The sequence below is a fragment of the Streptomyces sp. f51 genome (assembly GCF_037940415.1).
Classification (GTDB): domain Bacteria; phylum Actinomycetota; class Actinomycetes; order Streptomycetales; family Streptomycetaceae; genus Streptomyces.
Genome location: NZ_CP149798.1, coordinates 218,087 through 240,066 on the forward strand (window position 1 = coordinate 218,087; position 21,980 = coordinate 240,066).

Consider the following 21,980-nt stretch of genomic DNA (forward strand, 5'->3'; position numbering starts at 1 on the left):
ACTGACCAGCCTAACCCCGCGCCAAGCGCCTAGCTCGGCGACCCGGGGCCCGCCGCCGCGCGGCGCGACGGCGGCGGCCGTGAACACCCCGAGCGCGTCGATCCGTACGGGATCGACGCGCTCGGCGACCTGATCGCGGGGCCCGGCCCGCGCCGGTCAGACGCGGGAGGCGACCGACTCGTTCTCGTCGCGTCCGGCGGCGAGCGCGGGTTCCGGCAGCACCGCGTACAGCGGCGTCGGACGCGCGACGCGCAGACAGGGGGCGGGCACCGACGGGTCCAGCGGGGCACGGTCGGCGGAACGGGCCCGCCACGAGGACCAGATGATCTTCCCGCCTGCGCCCGTGGCGCAGCAGCCCCAGCCGTCGCTGAGGGCGGCGATCTGGGCCAGGCACCCCTGGGGTGCCCGGTGCGGGCCGATGTCCTGGCTGCTGTCGGAGACGGCGGCGAACAGGCGTCGGCCGTTCCACCACATCTCGATCGTCGTGTTCTTGTCGGCCGCGTGCTGCTCGATGGTGCTGAGCAGCGCTTCCGCGCAGCGGCAGACGGACTCGACGAGATTCTCCAGGTTCCAGTACCTGAGGTGCGCGGCCAGGATCCGCCTGACCTGTCCCACCTTTTCCTGACTGAGCTCCACGTCCAGGTGGTAGTAGCAGGGAACTGCGGCGTTCATCGTCGTTTGCTCCTCACCGGCGAAGCTCTCGCTCCGCGCTCGCCCCCTGCGGGACATGGCCCCGATTGCGAAGCGTGAGCACCGATCGCTCCTGAGTCACCCTCAGCATGAGAGGGCTACTCCATTCGTGCAACACGAGCGCCACCCCATGTAGTTGAAGAACCAACAAGACGCTCGGTCGCCCTACAGGCACCATGAGTGAGGGTGTCGCTCCGTGACGGACCGGCTCCCCTTCGCGTACGGCCCTCATCCGCCGGCCAGGCGAGCCGTGCGCGGTCGAGAGATCGGGAAGGTGACCAGCGTGATGCTGCTGCCTGCCAAAGCCGAGGTCGCCAGGCATCTTGAGCGCTACCGGGCGTGGGAACGCCTGCTGCTCGCGACTCCGGCCGACCGCGTGGTGCGGGGGAATTTCGAGAACACCGGATACACCCTGTGCGTCCTGATGGGGAAGCGCTGCGCGCGGGAGGCGGCAATCGCCGCCGAGGTCTATTTGCAGGACGTTCCGGCACGGATCTGAGACGACGGTCCCCGGGGACCGCACCGAAAGGGCCTTTCGCGGCAACGACGACTCGGGCCCAGAACCGCGGAGGCGAGACGCATGGACGCGATCACGGACGTGCACACCACGACCGGCCGTATACCCGTCAGGGATGTACGGCCGGTCGTCGATTGCGGCAGACGGCCCGCCAAAGCGGTGGTGGGCGAGACCTTCCAGGTCACCGCCACCCTTTTCGGCGAGGGCCATGACGTGGTCGGCGCGAACGCCGTCCTGCTGGATCCGGACGGCACCCCCGGACCGTGGACACCGATGCGGGAACTGGCCCCCGGAAGCGACCTCTGGGGCGCCGAGGTCATCGCGGGGGAGACGGGGCACTGGACCTACCTGGTGGAGGCGTGGAGCGACCCGGTGACCGGGTGGCGGCGCACCGCCGGGATCAAGATCCCCGCCGGGCTCGACGTCGGGCTCGTACTGGAGGAGGGCGCCGCCCTGCACGAGCGGGCCGCCGCGGGCGTGCCCGGCGCCGACGGCCGGGCCGCGGTGCTGGCGGCCGCTGACACGCTGCGCGACGACGCCCTGCCGCCGGCCGAGCGGTTCGCGGCGGCCCTCGACCCCGGGGTGACGGCCGCACTGGCGGAGCATCCGCTACGTGAACGGCTCACCCGTTCCCTGCCGTTGCCGCTGCTGGTGGAGCGGGAGCGGGCGTTGTTCGGCGCGTGGTACGAGTTCTTCCCGCGTTCGGAGCACGGGCGGGGCGACGCGTCGGAGCACGGTACGTTCCGTACGGCCGCCGGGCGGCTGCCGGCGATCGCGGAGATGGGCTTCGACGTCGTCTACCTCCCGCCGGTCCACCCGATCGGCACCACCCACCGCAAGGGCCCCGACAACACGCTGTCCGCGGGTCCCCAGGACGTGGGGGTGCCCTGGGCGATCGGCTCGCCCGAGGGCGGCCACGACGCGATCCACCCCGCGCTGGGCACCCTGGAGGACTTCGACGCCTTCGTCGCCCGGGCCACGTCCCTGGGCCTGGAGATCGCGCTCGACTTCGCGCTCCAGTGCTCCCCGGACCACCCGTGGGTGGAGAAGCACCCCGAGTGGTTCCACCACCGGCCCGACAACACGATCGCCTACGCCGAGAACCCGCCGAAGAAGTACCAGGACATCTACCCCATCGCCTTCGACCGGGACATGCCAGGACTGGTCCGCGAGACCGTGCGGGTGCTGCGCCACTGGATGGACCACGGGGTACGGATCTTCCGCGTCGACAACCCGCACACCAAACCCGTCGTGTTCTGGGAGCGGGTGATCGCCGACATCAACGGCACCGACCCCGACGTCATCTTCCTGGCCGAGGCCTTCACCCGCCCCGCGATGATGCGCACCCTGGCCGAGATCGGCTTCCAGCAGTCCTACACCTACTTCACCTGGCGCAACACCAAACAGGAACTCACCGAGTACCTCACCGAACTGGCCGGCGACTCCGCCGCCCGCATGCGCCCCAACCTCTTCGTCAACACCCCCGACATCCTCCACGAGTTCCTGCAAACCGGCGGCCGCCCCGCCTTCGAACTCCGCGCCGTCCTCGCCGCCACCCTCTCCCCCACCTGGGGCATCTACAGCGGCTACGAACTCTGCGAGAACACCCCCCTGCGCCCCGGCAGCGAGGAATACCTCCACTCCGAGAAATACCAGCTCCGCCCGCGCGACTGGGAGTCGGCCGAGCGCGAGGGCCGTACGATCGCCCCGCTGATCACCCGACTGAACCGGATCAGACGGCACCACAAGGCTCTCCACGAAATCCGGAACCTCAGATTCCACCAGGTCGACGACGATGCGGTGATCGCTTACAGCAAGCGAACGGGTGACGACACGGTGGTCGTCGTGGCGAACCTGGACCCCCACCACACCCGGCAAGCCACAGTGTCCTTGGACATGCCGCGACTCGCTCCGAGCGAGGACGCGCGCGTGCCGGTGCGCGACGAGCTCACCGGCGAGACCTACAACTGGGGCAGGTCCAACTTTGTGCGCCTGGGTCCGGGCGGTGCACATGTGCTCACTGTCGGCCCGGCAACGCGGATCGGAGGGTCCCCCGCATGATGGTCAATGAGCCCGTCCCGGACACGTTCGAGGACACCCCGGCCAAGGACCGCGATCCCGAGTGGTTCAAACGCGCCGTCTTCTACGAGGTCCTGGTCCGCTCCTTCCAGGACAGCAACGGCGACGGCGTCGGCGACCTCAAGGGCCTGACCGCCAAACTCGACTACCTCCAATGGCTGGGCGTCGACTGCCTCTGGCTGCCCCCCTTCTTCAAGTCACCCCTGCGCGACGGCGGCTACGACGTCTCGGACTACACCGCCGTCCTCCCCGAGTTCGGCGACCTCGCCGACTTCGTCGAGTTCGTCGACGCCGCCCACCAGCGCGGCATGCGCGTCATCATCGACTTCGTCATGAACCACACCAGCGACCAGCACCCGTGGTTCCAGGAGTCCCGCAACGACCCCGACGGCCCCTACGGCGACTACTACGTCTGGGCCGACGACGACAAGCAGTACCAGGACGCCCGGATCATCTTCGTCGACACCGAGGCCTCCAACTGGACCTTCGACCCGGTCCGCAAGCAGTACTACTGGCACCGCTTCTTCTCCCACCAGCCCGACCTCAACTACGAGAACCCCGCCGTCCAGGAGGAGATCATCTCCGCGCTGCGGTTCTGGCTGGATCTCGGGATCGACGGGTTCCGGCTGGACGCGGTGCCGTATCTGTACCAGGTCGAGGGAACCAACTGCGAAAACCTTCCTGCGACCCACGAGTTCCTCAAGCGGGTGCGCAAGGAGATCGACACGCACTACCCGGACACGGTGCTGCTGGCCGAGGCGAACCAGTGGCCCGAGGACGTCGTCGACTACTTCGGCGACTTCCCCTCCGGCGGCGACGAGTGCCACATGGCCTTCCACTTCCCCGTCATGCCCCGCATCTTCATGGCCGTCCGCCGCGAGTCCCGCTACCCCGTCTCCGAGATCCTCGCCAAGACCCCCGCCATCCCCGGCAACTGCCAATGGGGCATCTTCCTGCGCAACCACGACGAGCTCACCCTCGAAATGGTCACCGACGAGGAACGCGACTACATGTACGCCGAATACGCGAAAGACCCGCGTATGCGCGCCAACATCGGCATCCGCCGCCGCCTCGCCCCCCTCCTCGACAACGACCGCAACCAGATCGAACTCTTCACCGCACTCCTGCTCTCCCTCCCCGGCAGCCCGATCCTCTACTACGGCGACGAGATCGGCATGGGCGACAACATCTGGCTCGGTGACCGCGACGCCGTCCGCACCCCCATGCAATGGACCCCCGACCGCAACGCCGGCTTCTCCTCCAGCGACCCCGGCCGCCTCTTCCTCCCCACGATCATGGACCCCGTCTACGGCTACCAGGTCACCAACGTCGAGGCCTCCATGTCCTCCCCCTCCTCGCTGCTCCACTGGACCCGCCGCATGATCGAGATCCGCAAACAGAACAAGGCCTTCGGACTCGGCTCCTACACCGAACTCCCCTCCTCCAACCCCGCCGTCCTCGCCTTCCTGCGGGAGTACAAGGACGACCTGGTCCTGTGCGTGCACAACTTCTCCCGCTTCGCCCAGCCCACCGAACTGGACCTGCGCGAGTTCAACGGCCGCCACCCCGTCGAACTCATCGGCGGCGTCCGCTTCCCGGCCATCGGAGAACTCCCCTACCTGCTGACCCTCGCAGGCCACGGCTTCTACTGGTTCCGGTTGCGCCCCGCGGTCGGGCCCGGCACCGCCAAGCGATCGTGAACGCGCACCCCTCGACAGCCCGCCCGCCCCTGAAAGGACGTGCCGTCATGCCGAACACCGCTCTGAGGCGTCCGAGCGGCCTCGACCCCGCTCCACTGCTCACCTCGCTGGCCGAACTGCTGCGGGCCTGGCTGCCGCGGCAGCGCTGGTTCGCCGGCAAGGGCAGGCCCGTGACGGATGTGACGCTGCTGTCGACGACCGAGCTGTACCCGGGGTGTCTGCATCTGCTGGTCCGCACCGAGCACCTCGGCCCGCCCGCCCACGGCACGGCCGGCGCTCCCGCGGCCGAGGACTGCTACCAGCTGCTCCTCGGGGTCAGGGAGGTCCTGCCGCCGCGGCTGGCCCACGCGTTCATCGGCCGGGCGAGCGCCGGCCCGCTGGCCGGGCTCACCGTCTACGACGCCTTCCACGACCCGAAGGCCGCGGGGCTGCTCCTGGAGCGGCTGCGCCGTTCGGGTTCGGCGGGACCGCTGCGGTTCGAGGGAGACCCCCGGGTGACCGTGCCGTCCGGTCTCACCCCGCGCCTTCTCGACGCCGAGCAGTCCAACACCTCCCTGGTCTACGGGGACGCGTTCATACTGAAGGTCTTCCGGCGCGTCCAGCCCGGCATCAACCCGGATCTTGAGGTCCCGCGCGCACTGGCCCGGCAGGGCTGCGACCGCGTACCCGCGCCTGCCGCGTGGTTCCGGACCTCGGAGCCGCAGGAGGCGACCCTCGGCGTCCTCCAGCCGTATCTGCGCGACGCCGCCGACGGGTGGGCGCTGGCCCTCGAATCCCTCGGCTCACGGCAGGACTTCGCCGGCGAGGCGTTCGAACTGGGCCGGGCCACCGCCGAGGTGCATCTGGCCCTGGCCACCGCCTTCCCCGTGGACGCGCCGAACCCGTACCGCAACAAGCGGCTCGCGGAGGCGATGCACGAACGGCTCGACGCCGCGGTCCGTTCCGTCCCCGAACTCCGGCCGCACGCAACCGGGTTGAGGTCGGCGTTCGACGCGCTCGCCGTGCTGGACTCGGCGGTCCGCCCCGCCCAGCGCATCCACGGCGACCTCCACCTCGGCCAGGTCCTGCGGGCCGGGCGGCGCTGGTCGGTGATCGACTTCGAGGGTGAACCGGCGCGCCCGATCAGCGAACGTCGGCGTGTCCAGTCGCCCGTACGCGATGTCGCGGGCATGCTGCGGTCCTTCGACTACGCGGCCCGGTCCCGGCAGCCGTGGCGTCCGGAGTGGGCGGAGCGCTGCCGCGAGTCCTTCTGCGCCGGCTACGCCGACGCGGCCGCCTGGGATCCGCGCGAGGAACCCGAACTGCTGCGCGCGTACGAGACGGACCGCGCCGTGTACGAGGTGCTCTACGAGGCACGGCACCGGCCCGACTGGCTGCCCGTGCCCATGGCGGCGGTCGGACGACTCGCCGACCGCCCCTGACCACCGCGACCCACAACCACGACCGACCACCCACCCCCACCACCGACGAGCAACCGGCACGACCGTTTCGACTCACCCACCGACCACCCCGCTCCGAGAGGCCCAAGCCGTGACCCGCACCGCATCCACCCGCGTACGACGGGCCAAGCCCGCCGCCCCGCCCGCGCAGCACGCCGCGCTGGACCCGACGGATCGGGGGCGTCTGCTGTCCGGCGCCCATCACGATCCGCACGCGGTGCTGGGTGCCCACCCGGTACCGGGCGGAGTGGTGTTCCGGGCGCTGCGGCCGTACGCCCAGGGCGTCGCGGTCGTGGTGGACGGGCGGCGCAGCGCGCTGGAGGACCTGGGCGACGGGTTCTTCGGGGCGGTTCTGCCGCTCGACGGGATTCCCGCGTACACGCTCGTGGTGACGTACGACGGCACCGAGTTCGAGACACAGGACCCCTACCGGTTCCTGCCCGCGCTCGGTGAGCTGGACCTGCATCTGATCGGCGAGGGCCGCCACGAGGAACTGTGGCGGGCGCTCGGCGCCGAGCCGATGACCCACGAGGGCGTGGAGGGGACGCGGTTCACCGTGTGGGCCCCGAACGCCCAAGGGGTCCGGGTCTGCGGGGACTTCTGCCACTGGGACGGCGCCGCCGGGTTCCCGATGCGTTCGCTCGGATCGTCCGGCGTGTGGGAGGTGTTCCTGCCCGGCATGGGCGAAGGGACGCTCTACAAGTTCGACATCACGCGCCCCGACGGTTCCCGCACCCTGCGCGCCGACCCGATGGCCCGCCGCACCGAGGTGCCTCCGGCGACCTCGTCGGTCGTGACACGGTCGTCGTACGCGTGGCAGGACGCGAAGTGGATGAAGGAGCGGGCGAAGCGCCGCCCGCTGCACGAGGCACCCTTCTCGGTGTATGAGGTGCATCTCCCCTCCTGGCGCCCGGGCCTGACCTACCGTCAACTCGCCGACCAGCTCCCCGCCTACGTCACCGACCTCGGCTTCACCCACGTCCAGCTCATGCCCGTCGCCGAACACCCCTTCGGCGGCTCGTGGGGCTACCAGATCACCGGGTTCTACGCCCCCACCGCCCGCCTGGGCACCCCCGACGACTTCAAGCACCTCGTCGACGCCCTGCACCGCGCCGGGGTCGGGGTCCTCATGGACTGGGTCCCCGCCCACTTCCCGCGCGACGACTGGGCCCTCGCCCAGTTCGACGGCCGCCCCCTGTACGAGCACGCCGACCCGCGGCGCGCCGACCACCCCGACTGGGGCACCCTGGAGTTCGACTACGGCCGCCGTGAGGTCCGCAACTTCCTCGTCGCCAACGCCACCTACTGGTGCGAGGAGTTCCACATCGACGGACTGCGCGTCGACGCCGTCGCCTCCATGCTCTACCTCGACTACTCCCGCGAAGAGGGCCAGTGGGCCCCCAACGAGTTCGGCGGGCGGGACAATCCCGACGCGGTGGCGTTCCTCCAGGAGATGAACGCCACGGTCTACCGCCGCAATCCGGGTGTCGTCACGATCGCCGAGGAGTCCACCGCCTGGGACGGCGTCACCCGCCCGACCTCCGACGGGGGCCTCGGCTTCGGGCTCAAGTGGAACATGGGCTGGATGCACGACTCGCTGGAGTACATCCAGCACGAGCCGATCCACCGCAAGTACCACCACAACGAGATGACCTTCTCGATGGTGTACGCCTACAGCGAGAACTACGTCCTGCCGATCTCCCACGACGAGGTCGTGCACGGCAAGCAGTCACTCGTCTCCAAGATGCCCGGCGACTGGTGGCAGCAGCGCGCGAACCTCCGCGCCTACCTCGCCTTCATGTGGGCCCACCCCGGCAAACAACTCCTCTTCATGGGGCAGGAGTTCGCCCAGGGAGGCGAGTGGAAGGAAGCCCACGGCCCCGACTGGTGGCTCCTCGACCCGGCCTACGGTGCCGAGGCCGACCACCGCGGGGTGCAGGAGCTCGTGCGCGACCTCAACACCCTCTACCGCGGCGAACCGGCGCTGTGGGAGCGCGACACCGACCCTTCCGGCTTCACCTGGGTGGTGGGGGACGCCGCCGACGACAACGTCTTCGCGTTCCTGCGCCACGCGGCCGACGGCACCCCGCTCCTGGCCGTCTCCCACTTCTCCCCCGCCGTCCGCCACGGCTACCGCATCGGCGTCCCCGAGGACATTCCCGCCTGGCGCGAGGTCCTCAACACCGACGACCTGCGCTACGGCGGCAGCGACATCACGCGCACCGAGCCGGTGAAGGCCGAGGCGATCGGTATGCACGGACGCCCGACCAGCATCGAGCTGACGCTGCCGCCGCTGGCGACGGTGTGGCTGCGGCCCGCCTGAGCCGGACCGCAGCCGTCGCCCGGAAGGCCCGCCTCAGGACGAGGCGGGCTTTCCCGCCGTGAAGAGCCAGGTGTGGAAGAGACCGGAGAGGTCCTTGCCCGACTCCTTCTCCGAGAGCGCGATGAACTGGGCCGTCGTACCGTGCCCGCCTCGGTGGGCGGCGGCCCAGGTGCGCAGGACGCGGAAGAACACGGGATCTCCGACGGTCGTGCGCAGCTTGTGCAGGACCATGGCCCCGCGGGCGTAGACCGGGGTGTCGAAGATGTGCGCGCCGCTGCCGGGATCGCCGGGCGGGAACGCCCAGAGGTCCTTGCCCGCGGGGGTGGCGTACAGCGTGTCGAAGGCCTTCTGGGCGCTCTTGCCGCCGTGCTGCTCGGCGTACAGCCACTCCGCGTAGGTGGCGAAGCCCTCGTTGAGCCAGATGTCCTTCCACCGGGTCAGGGTGACGGAGTCGCCGAACCACTGGTGCGCGCTCTCGTGGACGAGGGTCTCCAGGTCGGGCGCGGAGTCGTACACGGGCCGGGTCTGGGTCTCCAGGGCGTAGCCGACCTGGGGCGCGCGGTCGACGATGGCTCCGGCCGCCCGGAAGGGGTAGGGGCCGAAGAGCTTGCTCTCCCAGGCCAGGACGGACGGCAGCTTCTTGACGACCGGCGCGGCGGCGGTGGCCTCGCGGGGGTCGATCGCGTTGTAGACCTTCAGGCCGTCGCGGGTGGTGAACTGCTCGACCTTGAAGGTGCCGACGGTCGCCGTGGCGAGGTAGGCGGCCATGGGCTCGGACTGGCGCCAGCGGAAGGTGGTCCGTCCGTTCGCGGTCCGCTGCCCGAGCAGGACGCCGTTGGCGACGGCCGTGCGCCCCTTAGGGACGGTCAGCGTGAAGTCGTACGACGCCTTGTCCGTGGGGTGGCTGTTGGCGGGGAACCAGGTCATCGCACCCTGGGGTTCGCCGGCCACGAACGCTCCGTCGTCCGTGGGGATCCAGCCGTCCAGGGAGCCGTCGGGGTCGGTGACCGGCTTCGGGGTGCCGGAGTAGGTGACGGTGACGCGGAACTCCTGGCCCTTGCGCAGGGCCTCGCGCGGGGTGACGACGAGTTCCTGGCCGTCGCGCCGGAACGCGGCCTTGGCGTGGTCGACGGTGACGCCGGTGACCTTCAGCCCGCTGAGGTCGAGGTCGAAGCGGGTCAGGCGCTGGGTCGCTCTGGCCGTGATGACGGCCTTGCCGTCCAGATGGCGGCTGTGCGGGTCGTAGCCGAGGGTCAGGTCGTAGTGGCGGACGTCGTAGCCGCCGTTGCCCGAGAGCGGGAAGTACGGGTCGCCCGCACCCGCGGCTCCCACGGTCCCGGCCGCCGTGGCGGGGCCCGCCGCGGTGAGCAGCGCGGCGAGCGCGACGGGGACGGCCGCCACAACGGCTTCTCGGCGAAGGACGGTTGTGCGTCGTGCGGCCTCGTGCGGGCGTGGTGTCACGTTCACTCCTCCGGTTCTACGGTGATCACTCGCCCACACCCTATGAGTCCCCCGTCGCCCCGGCCCCCACGATCGGGTCAAGTCGCGTCCAGGGGGTCGGACCCGGGGTGTTCACACCCAGGGCGGCGGGCCGTCCGGGACGAGCTGGTGCACGTCGAAGAGGACGGCGGACTCGACGCCGAGGGCCGCTCCGCCCATCCCGGCCATCCAGGTCAGGAACGGCCGGGGTGCGAAGGCGCCGTCGCCCAGGCCCTTGGTGTACTCGGCGTGTGCCTCCAGGGAGGCGATGCCGCGTTCGAGGGGGTCGCCGGTGACGTCCACGCCGTGGGTGGGGACTTCCGCTCCGGCGAAGCACACCATCCGGATGCCGTTCCAGGGTTCGAGTCCCTCGTCGGCGAGTTCGGGGAAGATCCAGCGGTTTCCGGCGTCGCGTGCCGCGTCGAGGGCGGCGAGGCCCACGACGCGGTGGTCCGCCTGGTTGGTGATGCCGCCGATCATCCGTACCGTGAACGCGCCGGACACCACGATCTCGGGCCGGTGCCGGCGCATCGCGCGGACGATCTCCCGGCGCAGCCCGAGCCCGTACTCGACGACGCCGTCGCGGTGATCGAGGAACTCGACGGTCTCGACGCCGACCTGCCGGGCGCCGGCCCGCTCCTCGGCCTCGCGCAGGGGCGCGGCCCGGTCCGGGTGCAGGCCGTCGATGCCGGCCTCTCCCCTGGTCGCGAGCAGGTAGCTCACCTGCTTGCCCTGCGCGGTCCAGCGCGCGACGGCACAGGCCGTGCCGTACTCGATGTCGTCAGGGTGGGCGGCCACGGCGAGACACCGCGCCCAGTCCTCCGGCAGCGCGGGCAGGCCCGTACCGCCCCCGAGGTCTGCTTTGTCCTGTGTGGGATCCATGTCCGGCATGATGGCGCGCGGCGGGCCGGGACCGACAGAGGCGCGCTTTCCCTGTTCGAGCGCCGGTCTCCCGCGCCCCTGTGTGCCCCGCGGGGCCAGGAGCGGTTCGCAGGCGGCCGGACCGCTGGCCGAACGGCGGGGTGCCGTGGTGGAGTCTGTCCACACGTCCGAGGATCCGGCGTCCGGCCGCGCCGCCTTCCCCCGCGCGGCCGGCGGACCGACGGCGCGTCAGACCCCGTACAGCGCGAAGGAGATGCCGTGACCACCACCTCGCCCAGCTGGAACCGTGCCCCCGTCAGGGTGGGGCTGGTCGGCGCGGGGCCCTGGGCGCGGGCCGTGCACGCCCGGGTGCTCGCCGCGGGACCCGAGACGGTGCTGACGTCGGTGTGGGCACGCCGGGCGGAGGCCGCCCGCGAGACGGCGGCCCCGTCCGGCGCGGCGGTCGCCGCGACGTTCGAGGAACTGCTCGACGGCTGCGAGGCGGTGGCCTTCTCGGTTCCGCCCGCGGTGCAGGCCGAGCTCGCGGTGCGGGCCGCCGAGGCGGGCAAGGCCCTGCTTCTGGAGAAGCCGCTCGCACTCGACCTGGCGGCGGCGCGGCGGCTCGTGGCCGCGATCGACGCCTCGGGCGTGGTGTCGCAGCTGGTCCTGACGAACCGCTACCACCCGGCCGTCCGGCGGTTCCTCGCCGAGGCACGGGCCCTGGACGTCTCGGGCGCGCGCGCATGCGGCATCAGCGGCGCCTTCCTGGGCGGCGACTTCGCGACCCCGTGGCGTCTGGAGCACGGGGCGCTCCTGGACCTCGGACCGCACCTCCTGGATCTCCTGGACGCGGCCCTGGGGCCGATCGTCCGGGTCCGCGGCGCCGGAGACCCGCGCCGCTGGCTCGAACTCACCTGCGAGCACGAGAGCGGCGCCGTGAGCCAGGCCTCGCTGTCGGGTTCGGTCGAGGTCGAGCACGGGATCACCCGCGTCGAGCTGTTCGGCCACCACCCCGAGCTGGTCCTCGACGCCGGTGCACTCGACCACGAGGAGTCCTGGCCCGTGCTGCGCCGCGAGTTCGCCACCGCGGTCCGCGCGGGCCGTTCGGGCGAGCTCGACGCCCACCGCGGTCTGTACCTCCAGTCGCTGATCGCGCGGGCGCTGGACGGCTGAGGGGTCGCCTCCCTGACGACCCGCCGGTCCTCGTCCCGGATCACCGCCCGGCCGTACTGCTGCGCGGCCGCGGCACGGCGCGGCGCGGCCGATCAGGCGAAACGTGCGGCCCGGAAGCGTGTGCGAGGGGTCGTGTGTCGACACGTGAGGTGTGAATCTGCCGTTGATCGCGCCCATGCTCGCGACCCCCGGGACCCTGCCGGCCGCCGGCCAGGACACCCGGTGGGCGTACGAGACGAAGCAGGACGGTCAGCGTGCCGTGGTCTATCTGCACGGGGACGGCGGGGTGACGCTGCGGGCCCGCTCCGGCGAGGACATCACCGCCGCCTATCCGGAACTGGGGGCGCTCGGAGGCGCGCTCGGCACGACCGCCGCGGTCCTGGACGGCGAGGTGCTGGTCCTGGACGAGCAGGGCCGGAGCGACTTCCAGCTGCTCCAGTCACGGATGGGCCTCGCCAGGTCACCGGACCGGGCGGCCCGGCGCGCCGAGCGGGCACCCGCCCATCTCGTGCTGTTCGACGTCATGCATCTGGGCGGCGATCTCACGGGCCTGCGGTACGCGCGACGACGGCAGACTCTGGAGAGCCTGGGCCTCCAGGGTCCGTTCTGGTCGACGCCGACGGCGCTCGTGGGGCACGGGGAGGAGGCGCTGCGGGCGACCCGGGCGAGCGGCCTCGAAGGGCTGGTCTGCAAACGCCTCGACTCGGTGTACGAACCCGGTGTGCGTTCACGGTCCTGGATCAAGATCCGCAACCTGAGGACGGCGGACGTCCTGGTGGGCGGCTGGGTACCAGGAAAGGGGCGCCTGTCGGGGCTGCCCGGCGCCGTGCTCGTCGGCCAGCGCGACGACGCGGGAAGGCTGCGCTACGTCGGAAGCGTGGGCACCGGCTGGAGCGCGTCCGAACGCGCCGATCTCGCCCGGCTGCTGCGGGCCGCCGAGACGGACCACTGCCCTTTCGACACCCTCCCGCGAGCCGCCGAGGCACTGTGGGTGCTGCCCCGGCTGGTCGGCGAGGTCGCCTACAGCACCCGTACCCGGGCCGGGCTGCTGCGCCAGCCGTCGTGGCTGCGGCTGCGTCCCGACCTCGCGCCCGAGGACTCGGCGGCGGACCTTCCGTGACGGAGGAAGGGGTGCGCGCACGTGAAGGGGCCGGCCGCTCGCCGCGGTCGGCCCCTTCACGTCCCGGTCAGGTCCTGCCCGGTCCGCCGCTGCCGAAGGATCCGCTGGAACCCGGCTGCCAGCGCTTGCGGTGCTGGTCGTCGGCGTGTTTGGTACCCGCGGAGTGCATGTTGTACGGCATCAGCCGCTCGCTCTCGTCCGCAGCGTGCGGGACCTCGTCGGGTTCCCGCATCTCGCGCTCCTCGTGCACCGCCCCGGTCTCGGGCAGTCTGGGCTGTTCCTCGGCGGTGGGTGGCCGGGATTCCAGGTTCCGCACCCGGATGCCCATGCGGACGGCCCACACGAGGGCGCCCGCGATGATGAGGCCGCCGATGAAGGCGGCGCCCGCGTTCAGCGATGAACTCGCTGCGATCAGATCTTGGCTCGCGGTGTACATGGTGTTCGCGTACCCCCAATACAAAGGGGAAATCTGCGTACTAGCCCGTCAGCGACGGCCATTCCATTGTATTCCGGATCAATCCGGACGCTACGCCGCACGTCCGGAACCGGTCGGTCCGGACGCTGCCCGGCGAGTCGGGACCCGATCGTCCCGCACGGTGGGCCGTGCGGGAGCACCGCTCATTCCGGGCGGTGCGCCACGGCCCCGAACATCGTCACGGACATGTGCAGACCGCCCTGGCGCGCGGCTTCGGTGAGCTCCTCGTACAGGCGGTCGCGCTGCGACTCGATGATGAGTCCGCGGCTCAGCGCCGAGTCGCCGAGCATGCGGATCAGCGGCCAGGCGACCGACTTGTGGTCCTGGAGCAGGGCCTGCGAGCCTCGGTCGTCGACCACCAGTCCCGCGGCGGTCAGCCGTCCCACCAGCTTGCGTCCGGAGTAGGGGTCGGCTGCCGCGGACAGCGCTCCGGTGGTGAGCGCGGCGATCGTGTCGGGGTCGCCGGGGTGCAGGATCGTGGTCGCCCAGTCGGTGTCCAGGAGGGCGACCCGTCCACCGGGGCGCAGCACGCGCGCTATCTCGAAGACGGCCTTCTCGGGCTCCGCGAGGTGCTGGAGCACCCGCTCGCACCACACGACGTCGACCGTGGCGTCGGGCAGCGGCAGGGCGAGGGCGTCGGCGTCGGCGAAGCGCGCGGCGCTGCGTTCCTCGGTCCCCCGCTGTTCGGCCACGGCGCGCAGTCCGGGGTTGGGTTCGATGCCCAGCACCCGGCCGCGGGGGCCCACGGCGGCGGCGAGCCGCCGGGTCTGCGATCCGGTGCCCGCGCCGATGTCGAGCGCCCGCTCGCCGGGTCGTACGGCCAGTGCCGCGTGCGCCCATGAACGCAGGCGCTGCACACCGTCATTGACGTCCTGGGCATCCAGGGCGCCGACCAGACGGGAGGTGCTGTCCGCGCTGATGTTCTGCGCGTGGAAGGCCGACGTAGGCCGCGTGTCCACCATGGCGGTCACTCTAGAACCACCAAGGTCGTTTTTCAGATTCAGATTGTGTAACGCCTCAAGGCCGGTGTGACAAAAGCGAGCACAAGCACCGCCACGATCACCAGCAGGCCTCCGCCGGCGACCGCGGCGGGTGCCCCGAAGGCCGAACCGGCCGTTCCGTGAAGGACGTCGGCGACCCGCGGACCGCCCACGACGACGACCGTGAAGACGCCCTGGAGCCGTCCGCGCATCTCGTCGGTGGCGGCGGACAGCAGGATCGCGCCACGGAAGACCATGGAGACCATGTCGGCGATCCCGGCGACGGCGAGGAAGGCCACGGCGAGCCACAGGCTGCGGCTGAGCCCGAACCCGGCGATGGCCGCGCCCCAGGCCGCGACGGAGACGATGACCATGAGCCCGTGTCTGCGGGCGCGGGAGAAGGTGCCCGACATCAGTCCGCCCACGACCGCGCCGATGGGGATCGCCGCGAACAGCAGTCCCAGCGCGAGCCCTTCGCCGTACGGGGCGTACGTCTCGGCGGCGAGCTGCGGGAAGAGGGCGCGCGGCATGCCGAACACCATGGCGATGATGTCCGCGAGGAAGGACAGCAGCAGCACCTTGTGCAGGGCGATGTAGCGGAAACCGGCCACGACTTCACGCAGGCCGGCGCGCTGGGAGGCGGCTTTGGTGAGGGGCGGCAGCGCGGGGAGCCGCAGGACGGCCCAGAGCGTGACGCACAGGGCGAGGGCGTCGATCATGTAGAGCTCGGGCAGCCCGATGAGGGGGATGAGCGCGCCGGCGAGCATGGGTCCGGCCACCGAGCCGGTCTGCATCACGGTCGCGCCGAGCGCGTTGGCGGCGGGCAGTTCGTCCGCGGGGACGAGCCGGGCGATGGACGCGCTGCGGGCCGGGGAGTTGAGGCCGAAGAACGCCTGCTGGAGGGCGAGCAGGACCATCAGGACGAGCACCGAGTCCAGTCCGGAGACGGCCTGGGCCCAGAAGAGCAGCGAGGTCACGGCTATGCCGGCGTTGGTGAGCAGGAGCAGCTTGCGGCGGTCCACGCTGTCGGCGATCGCGCCGCCCCACAGGGCGAAGACCACGAGCGGCAGCAGGCCGGCGAGGCTCGCGTAGCCGACCCAGGCCGACGAGCCGGTGATGTCGTAGATCTGCTTGGGCACGGCGACGGCGGTGAGCTGGCTGCCCACGGAGGTGACGGCGGTCGACGTCCACAGCCGGCGGTAGGCGGGGCGGCGCAGCGGCCGGGTGTCCATGGCCCAGCGGCGCCATCCGGAGCGGTCGGGCCGCTCGGCCGGCGCGCTCTCGTCGGGCGTCGCGGCGCCGCTGTCCGTACTGCTCTGGCTCGTGTCCACGCTCATCCTGGTTGCTCGATACATCTTTCGATCCGGGGATCACTATGACCGAGCGTGGGCGGCTTGTGTCCCCCGGGGGACCGGATTGGTGCACGGGGCGGGCGGGGCGCGTACGGCCGGCCCGGCGGTGCCGCCCGGGCGGCGACGACCGGGCGCCGGTGATCAGGCGCCGGTGATCAGGCGGCGATCAGGCGCCGGTGATCAGGCGGGGCCGCCGGGTGTCGGCGATCAGACGCCGGCGATCAGGGTGGCGCCCATCGCGATCATCGTCGTGGCGACCAGGCCGTCCAGCACCCGCCAGGCCGCGGGACGGGCCAGCAGGCGGCCGAGCAGCCGTGCGCCGAACCCGAGGGCCGCGAACCAGCACAGGCTGGCGAGCGCCGCGCCCAGTCCGAACGTCCAGCGCAGGGATCCGCGGTCGGCGGCCAGCGAGCCGAGCAGGAACACGGTGTCGAGGTAGACGTGCGGGTTGAGCCATGTCAGGGCCAGGCAGGTGAGGACGGCCCGGCGCCAGGAACCCGGTGCCCCGGTCGCCGCCCGCAGGGCCGAGGGCCTCAGCACCCGCCGGGCGGCGAGGACCCCGTACACGATGAGGAAGCCGCCGCCGACCAGCGCGACCGCGGTGAGCGCGGCGGGCCAGGCCACCACCACCGCACCGACCCCGCCGACCCCGAGCGCGATCAGCAGCGCGTCGGACAGGGCACAGATGCCCACCACGGCGAGAACCGCGTCCCGGCGCGCTCCCTGGCGCAGGACGAAGGCGTTCTGCGCTCCGATGGCGACGATGAGGGAGAGACCGGCGCCGAATCCGGCGACCGCCGCGGTGAGTGCTGCTGTCATGCCGTCGACGCTAGAAAGCCGAGCGCCGGAAGTACAGCTAAAGATCCTTACGTATCATTAGCACTCGTGATGGCGGAACTGCCCCTCGACCAGGTGCGCACCCTGCTCGCGGTGGTCGACGAGGGCACCTTCGACGCGGCGGCCACGGCCCTGCACGTGACGCCCGCGGCGGTGAGCCAGCGGGTCAAGGCACTCGAGCAGCGCACCGGCAGGGTCCTGCTGACGCGGACGAAACCGGTGCGCCCGACCGAGTCCGGCGAGATCGTGGTGCGTTTCGCGCGCCGCCTCGCCCGCCTGGAGCGCGACGCGCACGCCGAGCTCGGCATGTCCGGGACCGGCGAGCCCACCCGGCTGCCGATCGCGGTGAACGCCGACTCGCTGGCGACGTGGTTCCTGCCCGCGCTGGCCCGGGTGCCCGGCGGACTCCGGCTGTGCTTCGAACTGCGCCGCGGGGACGAGGACCACACCGCCGCCCTGCTGCGCGAGGGCTCGGTCATGGCGGCGGTCACCTCCTCGCCCGACCCGGTGGCCGGCTGCTCGGTGCGGGCCCTCGGGCGGATGCGCTATCTGCCCGTCGCGAGCCCCGGCTGCGCCGAGGCGTGGCTCGGCACCGCCACCGGCACGCCCCTGCGCGAGCTGATCGGCTCCGCCCCCGTGGTGGCCTTCGACCGCGACGACGACATCCAGGACGACTTCGTCCGCTCGCTCGCGGGCGGTCCCGGGGCGAGCGCGCTGCGCCATTTCGTCCCCACGTCGGAGGGGTTCGTCGACGCCGTCGTGGCCGGAATGGGCTGGGGCATGGTGCCCGAGGTCCAGGCGGAACCGCTGCTGCGCGCCGGACGGCTGGTCCGTCTCTCCCCGGAACCCGGTGTCGACGTCCCACTGTTCTGGCAGCAGTGGAAACTCGATTTCCCGGCCCTGGCCGCGGTGGCCGAGGCGGTGGCGGCCGTCGCCGCCGAACGGCTGCGGCCCGCTCAAGCCGCCTGAATCAACGGCTTCCGGACGGCTCCCGAATCCGGTCCGAGCCGGTATGGTCACGCTCGGCGGATCCGGGCGCGGCCGGGAGGAACGGCCTCACCTGCCGGTGCCGTGGCGGACGCCGAGGTGCGGTGTGCGACCCCGGAGGCGCATTCTTGCTGTGTTGACCCCCCTGGCGGCGGGCGGACGAGGGCAGATCGATGACAGGGAGCGCCGAGCGTGAGGGCCAGGCGCTGGACAGCCTGACCTCCCTGCTCAGTGACGCGGTGACGGACGCGATCCGGGCCGCCCGCGGCTTCGCGGGGGGCGTGTATCTGCGCTCCGGCACGCCCGGCCTGCTGCGCCTGGCCGTCCTCGCGGGGCTGCCCGGCCCCCTGTTCCGGCCCTGGTCACGCATGCACGTGGACCGGCCCTTCCCGGTCGCGGACGCCCACCGGCTCGGCGTGGAGGTGCTGCTCGCCGATCCGAACGAGACGATGCGCCGCTATCCGCAGCTCGCGGCCGGGCTGCCGTTCCAGTTCGGATCCCTCTACGTTCCGGTCGTGGGCGACTCCACCGCGTACGGCGTCCTGACCGTGCTGCGCCCGCCCGCCTCGGACGCCACCGAGGTCCTGCCGGACCGCGACCGGATGACCGCGGTCGCCGCGGAGCTCGGAGCCGCCCTGGCCCGGCTCGACAAGGACGGGCTCCCGGTCCTGTGGGACGCCGACCCGCTCGGGACCCGGCCCCCGGTCGACGGCCGCTCCAGCCGGTCCGTCGGGGGCTTCACCTGGGATCCCGGCGACGGCGCGCTCGTCGCGGACGACACCCTGTGGGCGCTGCTCGGGATCCCCCAGGAGGATTTCGCCGGGACACCCGAGGCCTTCGCGGACGCACTGGCCCACGACGAACCCCGGCTGCTGCTGGCGGCCCTGCGCGAGACCGCCGCCGGCCGGCCCCCGCCCCACCCCCTGCCCGTACGGACCGGGAGCGGTGGGCTGCGGCTGCTCGAACTGTGGACCGCGGGAGAGACGGACGTGCCGCCGTTCCGCGTCAGCGGCGCCCTCGTCGACCCCGGACCGGGGCCGGCGGCGGACGGGGCGGCCGACCAGCTCCCGGAGGGCGTCTTCGCGATCGACCGGATCGGGCTGATCACCTACGCGAATCCGCGGGCCGCCGACCTGCTCGGCCGCCCGCGCGCCGACCTGCTGGGCCGGCTGCTGTGGGACGTGGCGCCCTGGATGGACCACCCCGCCTACGAGGACCATCTGCGCAGCGCCCTGCTCTCGACGGACCCGGTGCACTTCCGGGCCCACAGCCCGCTGGGCAACAACGCCGCGACGACTCCGGGACAGGTGACGGGCACCTGGCTGAGCTTCTCCGTCTATCCCGGGCCCCGCGGTGTGACCTGCAAGATCACTCCCCTGGGGCGGGCCTCGGACGCCACCGGGAACGCACCGTTCGACATGGAGGCGGCGCGGGCCCTACGGGCCGAGGCGGACGAGCCCGAGACGGCGGTCTCGGGCACGGCACCGCAGTACCGGCCCATCGTCCTCGCCATCGCGCTGACCGAGGCGGTGACCGCTCGGCAGGTGTCCGAGGTGGTGATGCGCGAACTGCTGCCCGCCTTCGGCAGCCGCCGCCTGGCCATCTATCTCCTCCAGGACCGCCGGCTCTATCTGGCCTGGGAGACCGGCTTCCCGCAGGGATTCCTGGCACCCTTCGACGGAGTCGGCCTGGACGCCAAGCTGCCCGGGGTCGAGACCCTCACCAGCGGACGGGCCCTGTTCTTCGAATCGATGGAGCAACTGGCCGCCGCCTATCCCGGCGTCGCCCTCGACGCCACCGTGGGGGCCCGCGCCTTCCTTCCGCTGATCGCCTCCGGGCGCCCGGTCGGCTCGTGCATCCTCGGGTTCGACCGGCCGCGGACCTTCACCACCGAGGAACGTACGGTCCTCACCGCGCTCGCCGGACTCATCGCGCAGTCCCTGGAGCGGGCGCGGCGCTACGACAACGAGGCGGCACTCGCCCGCGGGCTCCAGGAGGCGCTGCTGCCGCACCGGCTGTCGGCGCACCCCCTCGTCGAGACGGCGGGCCGCTATCTCCCGGGCACCGTCGGCATGGACGTGGGCGGCGACTGGTACGACGTCGTCGAGGCCGGCGACGGACTCGCGCTCGTCATCGGGGACGTACAGGGCCACGGCGTCCAGGCCGCCGCCACCATGGGTCAACTCCGGAGCGCCGTAAGGGCGTTCGCCCTCGGGGACCATTCACCGGACGAGGTGATGAGCGGCACCAACCGGCTCCTGATCGACCTCGACCCGGGCCAGTTCGCGAGCTGCTGCTACGTCCGGGTCGATCCGCTGACCGGGGTCGCGCAGGCCGCGCGGGCCGGCCATCCGCAGCCGCTGCTGCGGCATCCCGACGGCCGCACCGAGGTTCTCGACCTGCCCGGCGGTGTGGTGCTCGGCGTGGACCCGCACGCCGACTACCCCGTCACCGACCTGGTGCTGGAGCCCGGCGCGGTCCTGGCCCTCTACACGGACGGGCTGGTCGAGCGGCCGGGAACGGACATCGACGAGGGGGTCGAGACCCTTCGCTCGACCCTGGCCGAGGCGGGCCCCCCGCAGCATCTCACCGCGGGCGGTCCTTCCCTGTCCCGCGCCGCCGACCTGCTCACCGCCGAGGCCCGGAAGGCCAACGAGCGCCCCGACGACATCGCGCTGCTGCTCACCACCCGCAGGCCGCCGCGCGGGGGGTGAACTCCCCGGGCCCGGACGGGAGTCCGGCCTTCGCAGTGCCTTTGAGGTCACGCCTTGGCGAACGGCCCCTCCAGCGCGGCCCACTGCAACAGCATGATGGTCTTGGCGTCGGCGATCTCCCCCGTGCGGATCATCGACAGGGCTTCGCGGAAAGGCAGTTCGAACGTCTCGATGTCCTCGCCCTCCTCGTCGAGTCCGCCGCCCTCGTGGGTACGGGTGGACGGACCGTAGGAGGCCGCGTAGAAGCTCACCCGTTCGGTGACCGAACCCGGGCTCATGTAGACGTCGAAGACGTGCTCGACGTCCCCGACGGTGTGCCCGGTCTCCTCGATGACCTCGCGCCGTACGGCGTCCTCGGGGTGTTCGTCGTCCTCGTCGAGGAGGCCGCCCGGAGTCTCGACCAGCATCCCGTCCGGGTGGCCGTTGACATACACCGGATACCGGAACTGCCTGGTCAGCAGCACGGTTTCACGATCGGCGTCGTACAGCAGGAGGGTGGCTCCGTTGCCGCGGTCGTGGGTCTCGCGCTCCTGCGTGCTCCACGTTCCGTCGGCGAGCAGGAGGTCGAACGTGGTGCTCCGCTCCACGTACCAGTGACAGGACAGGAGCCTGACGTCGCGGATCCTGACCCGGGGGTTGCCGCTCAGATCGAGACCCGTCCGGTCGAGCCCGGTGCGGCCCCGGCGGTCGGGGGTGTCGATGCCCGCGGTCATCGCGCGCCGGCCTGACGGGAGCGGGAGTTGTCGTTCATGGGCCCTGTCTACCATCTCGACACCAAGATCCTGGTCACAGCGGGGCTTCGCCCGTTTAGGCTCACGGCATGGAACAGACGGAGATCATCCTGCGCGCCATCGGCGTGCTCACCGAGACCAACGCCATGGTGCGCAGGATCGCCCAGGACGAGGAGGCCGGGGTCGAGTCGGCCGAGAACAACCTGGGCGCGCTCGTCACCGAGGTGTTCCCGCGCGTCGAGGTGCCCGGGGACGCCGGTCCCGCGGAGGCGGGGCAGGCGGTCGCGGACGCCTATCTGCCCGCCGCCATCTCGCTGGTGGGCGCCTTCGCCTTCCTCTTCTCCGAACTCGCCGATCTGCACGACTCCGGGCGCACCGACGTCTCGACGGCGGATCTCCTCCAGGATCTCGCCCTGCGGATGTCGCGGGCCGACAACACCTAGCCACCGCGCCCGGCTTGGGCGCATCGCGGCGTACGACCCTGTACCCGGGCGGATCGCGGCGTACGACCCCTGGCCCGGGC

The 21,980-nt window shown here is 71.9% G+C and carries 17 protein-coding genes and 1 pseudogene; 10 read left to right on the forward strand and 8 right to left on the reverse strand.

Annotated elements, in window-relative coordinates; all coding sequences use genetic code 11:
• Positions 1-156: 156 nt before the first annotated feature.
• Positions 157-672, reverse strand: coding sequence for a pep a2 (locus tag WJM95_RS00990; protein WP_339127518.1), 516 nt, complete (start codon positions 670-672; stop codon positions 157-159).
• Between the two features lie 304 nt (positions 673-976).
• Here WJM95_RS00990 and WJM95_RS00995 point away from each other — a divergent pair.
• The 5 genes and pseudogenes from WJM95_RS00995 to glgB all read left to right on the forward strand — a co-directional run.
• Positions 977-1,168, forward strand: a pseudogene (locus WJM95_RS00995) (DUF5133 domain-containing protein); the annotation flags it as partial.
• Positions 1,169-1,270: 102 nt separating this feature from the next.
• Positions 1,271-3,268 (forward strand): alpha-1,4-glucan--maltose-1-phosphate maltosyltransferase, encoded by a 1,998-nt coding sequence (locus WJM95_RS01000; RefSeq protein ID WP_339127519.1) that lies wholly within the window; start codon positions 1,271-1,273, stop codon positions 3,266-3,268.
• Positions 3,265-4,986: a maltose alpha-D-glucosyltransferase gene (gene treS / locus WJM95_RS01005; RefSeq protein ID WP_339127520.1), complete on the forward strand. Its 1,722-nt coding sequence runs from the start codon at positions 3,265-3,267 to the stop codon at positions 4,984-4,986. The genes WJM95_RS01000 and treS overlap by 4 nt, the downstream gene beginning before the upstream one ends.
• A 47-nt stretch (positions 4,987-5,033) precedes the next feature.
• Positions 5,034-6,407, forward strand: coding sequence for a maltokinase (locus WJM95_RS01010; protein ID WP_339127521.1), 1,374 nt, complete (start codon positions 5,034-5,036; stop codon positions 6,405-6,407).
• A 178-nt stretch (positions 6,408-6,585) separates the two neighbouring features.
• Positions 6,586-8,748 (forward strand): 1,4-alpha-glucan branching enzyme, encoded by a 2,163-nt coding sequence (gene glgB / locus WJM95_RS01015; protein WP_339135283.1) that lies wholly within the window; start codon positions 6,586-6,588, stop codon positions 8,746-8,748.
• A gap of 33 nt (positions 8,749-8,781) precedes the next feature.
• On the opposite strand, the gene WJM95_RS01020 is transcribed toward glgB, so the two are convergent.
• Both WJM95_RS01020 and WJM95_RS01025 read right to left on the reverse strand, forming a co-directional pair.
• Complete coding sequence (locus WJM95_RS01020) at positions 8,782-10,149, reverse strand: M1 family metallopeptidase (RefSeq protein WP_339127522.1); 1,368 nt, start codon at positions 10,147-10,149, stop codon at positions 8,782-8,784.
• A 171-nt stretch (positions 10,150-10,320) separates the two neighbouring features.
• The gene (locus tag WJM95_RS01025) at positions 10,321-11,109 is read right to left on the reverse strand and encodes a PIG-L deacetylase family protein (protein ID WP_339127523.1); all 789 of its coding nucleotides are present in this window, start codon (positions 11,107-11,109) and stop codon (positions 10,321-10,323) included.
• A gap of 258 nt (positions 11,110-11,367) precedes the next feature.
• Here WJM95_RS01025 and WJM95_RS01030 point away from each other — a divergent pair, with 258 nt between their 5' ends.
• Together WJM95_RS01030 and WJM95_RS01035 are read left to right on the forward strand one after the other, a co-directional pair.
• Positions 11,368-12,261 carry a Gfo/Idh/MocA family oxidoreductase gene (locus WJM95_RS01030; protein WP_339127524.1) on the forward strand — a complete coding sequence of 298 codons (894 nt, stop codon included), beginning with the start codon at positions 11,368-11,370 and terminating at the stop codon, positions 12,259-12,261.
• A gap of 175 nt (positions 12,262-12,436) precedes the next feature.
• On the forward strand, positions 12,437-13,381 hold the full coding sequence (locus WJM95_RS01035) for an ATP-dependent DNA ligase (RefSeq protein WP_339135284.1): 945 nt from the start codon (positions 12,437-12,439) through the stop codon (positions 13,379-13,381).
• A gap of 67 nt (positions 13,382-13,448) precedes the next feature.
• On the opposite strand, the gene WJM95_RS01040 is transcribed toward WJM95_RS01035, so the two are convergent.
• The 4 genes from WJM95_RS01040 to WJM95_RS01055 all read right to left on the reverse strand — a co-directional run bounded on the left by WJM95_RS01040 (position 13,449) and on the right by WJM95_RS01055 (position 17,007).
• Positions 13,449-13,817, reverse strand: a complete 369-nt coding sequence (locus tag WJM95_RS01040; RefSeq protein WP_329297826.1) for a DUF6479 family protein — start codon at positions 13,815-13,817, stop codon at positions 13,449-13,451.
• Positions 13,818-13,999: 182 nt separating this feature from the next.
• Entirely contained in the window at positions 14,000-14,818 is an 819-nt protein-coding gene (locus tag WJM95_RS01045) for a methyltransferase domain-containing protein (RefSeq protein WP_339127525.1), read from the reverse strand.
• A gap of 38 nt (positions 14,819-14,856) precedes the next feature.
• Positions 14,857-16,191 (reverse strand): MFS transporter, encoded by a 1,335-nt coding sequence (locus WJM95_RS01050; RefSeq protein ID WP_339127526.1) that lies wholly within the window; start codon positions 16,189-16,191, stop codon positions 14,857-14,859.
• A gap of 204 nt (positions 16,192-16,395) precedes the next feature.
• Positions 16,396-17,007 carry a LysE family transporter gene (locus WJM95_RS01055; protein WP_339127527.1) on the reverse strand — a complete coding sequence of 204 codons (612 nt, stop codon included), beginning with the start codon at positions 17,005-17,007 and terminating at the stop codon, positions 16,396-16,398.
• 66 nt (positions 17,008-17,073) lie between these two features.
• Between WJM95_RS01055 and WJM95_RS01060 the strand changes: the two genes are divergently transcribed.
• Positions 17,074-17,994 (forward strand): LysR family transcriptional regulator ArgP, encoded by a 921-nt coding sequence (locus WJM95_RS01060; protein ID WP_339127528.1) that lies wholly within the window; start codon positions 17,074-17,076, stop codon positions 17,992-17,994.
• Positions 17,995-18,185: 191 nt separating this feature from the next.
• Complete coding sequence (locus tag WJM95_RS01065) at positions 18,186-20,726, forward strand: SpoIIE family protein phosphatase (protein WP_339127529.1); 2,541 nt, start codon at positions 18,186-18,188, stop codon at positions 20,724-20,726.
• Between the two features lie 47 nt (positions 20,727-20,773).
• On the opposite strand, the gene WJM95_RS01070 is transcribed toward WJM95_RS01065, so the two are convergent.
• Positions 20,774-21,439 (reverse strand): NUDIX domain-containing protein, encoded by a 666-nt coding sequence (locus WJM95_RS01070; protein WP_339127530.1) that lies wholly within the window; start codon positions 21,437-21,439, stop codon positions 20,774-20,776.
• 107 nt (positions 21,440-21,546) lie between these two features.
• Here WJM95_RS01070 and WJM95_RS01075 point away from each other — a divergent pair, with 107 nt between their 5' ends.
• Complete coding sequence (locus WJM95_RS01075; protein WP_339127531.1) at positions 21,547-21,900, forward strand: hypothetical protein; 354 nt, start codon at positions 21,547-21,549, stop codon at positions 21,898-21,900.
• Positions 21,901-21,980 lie beyond the last annotated feature (80 nt).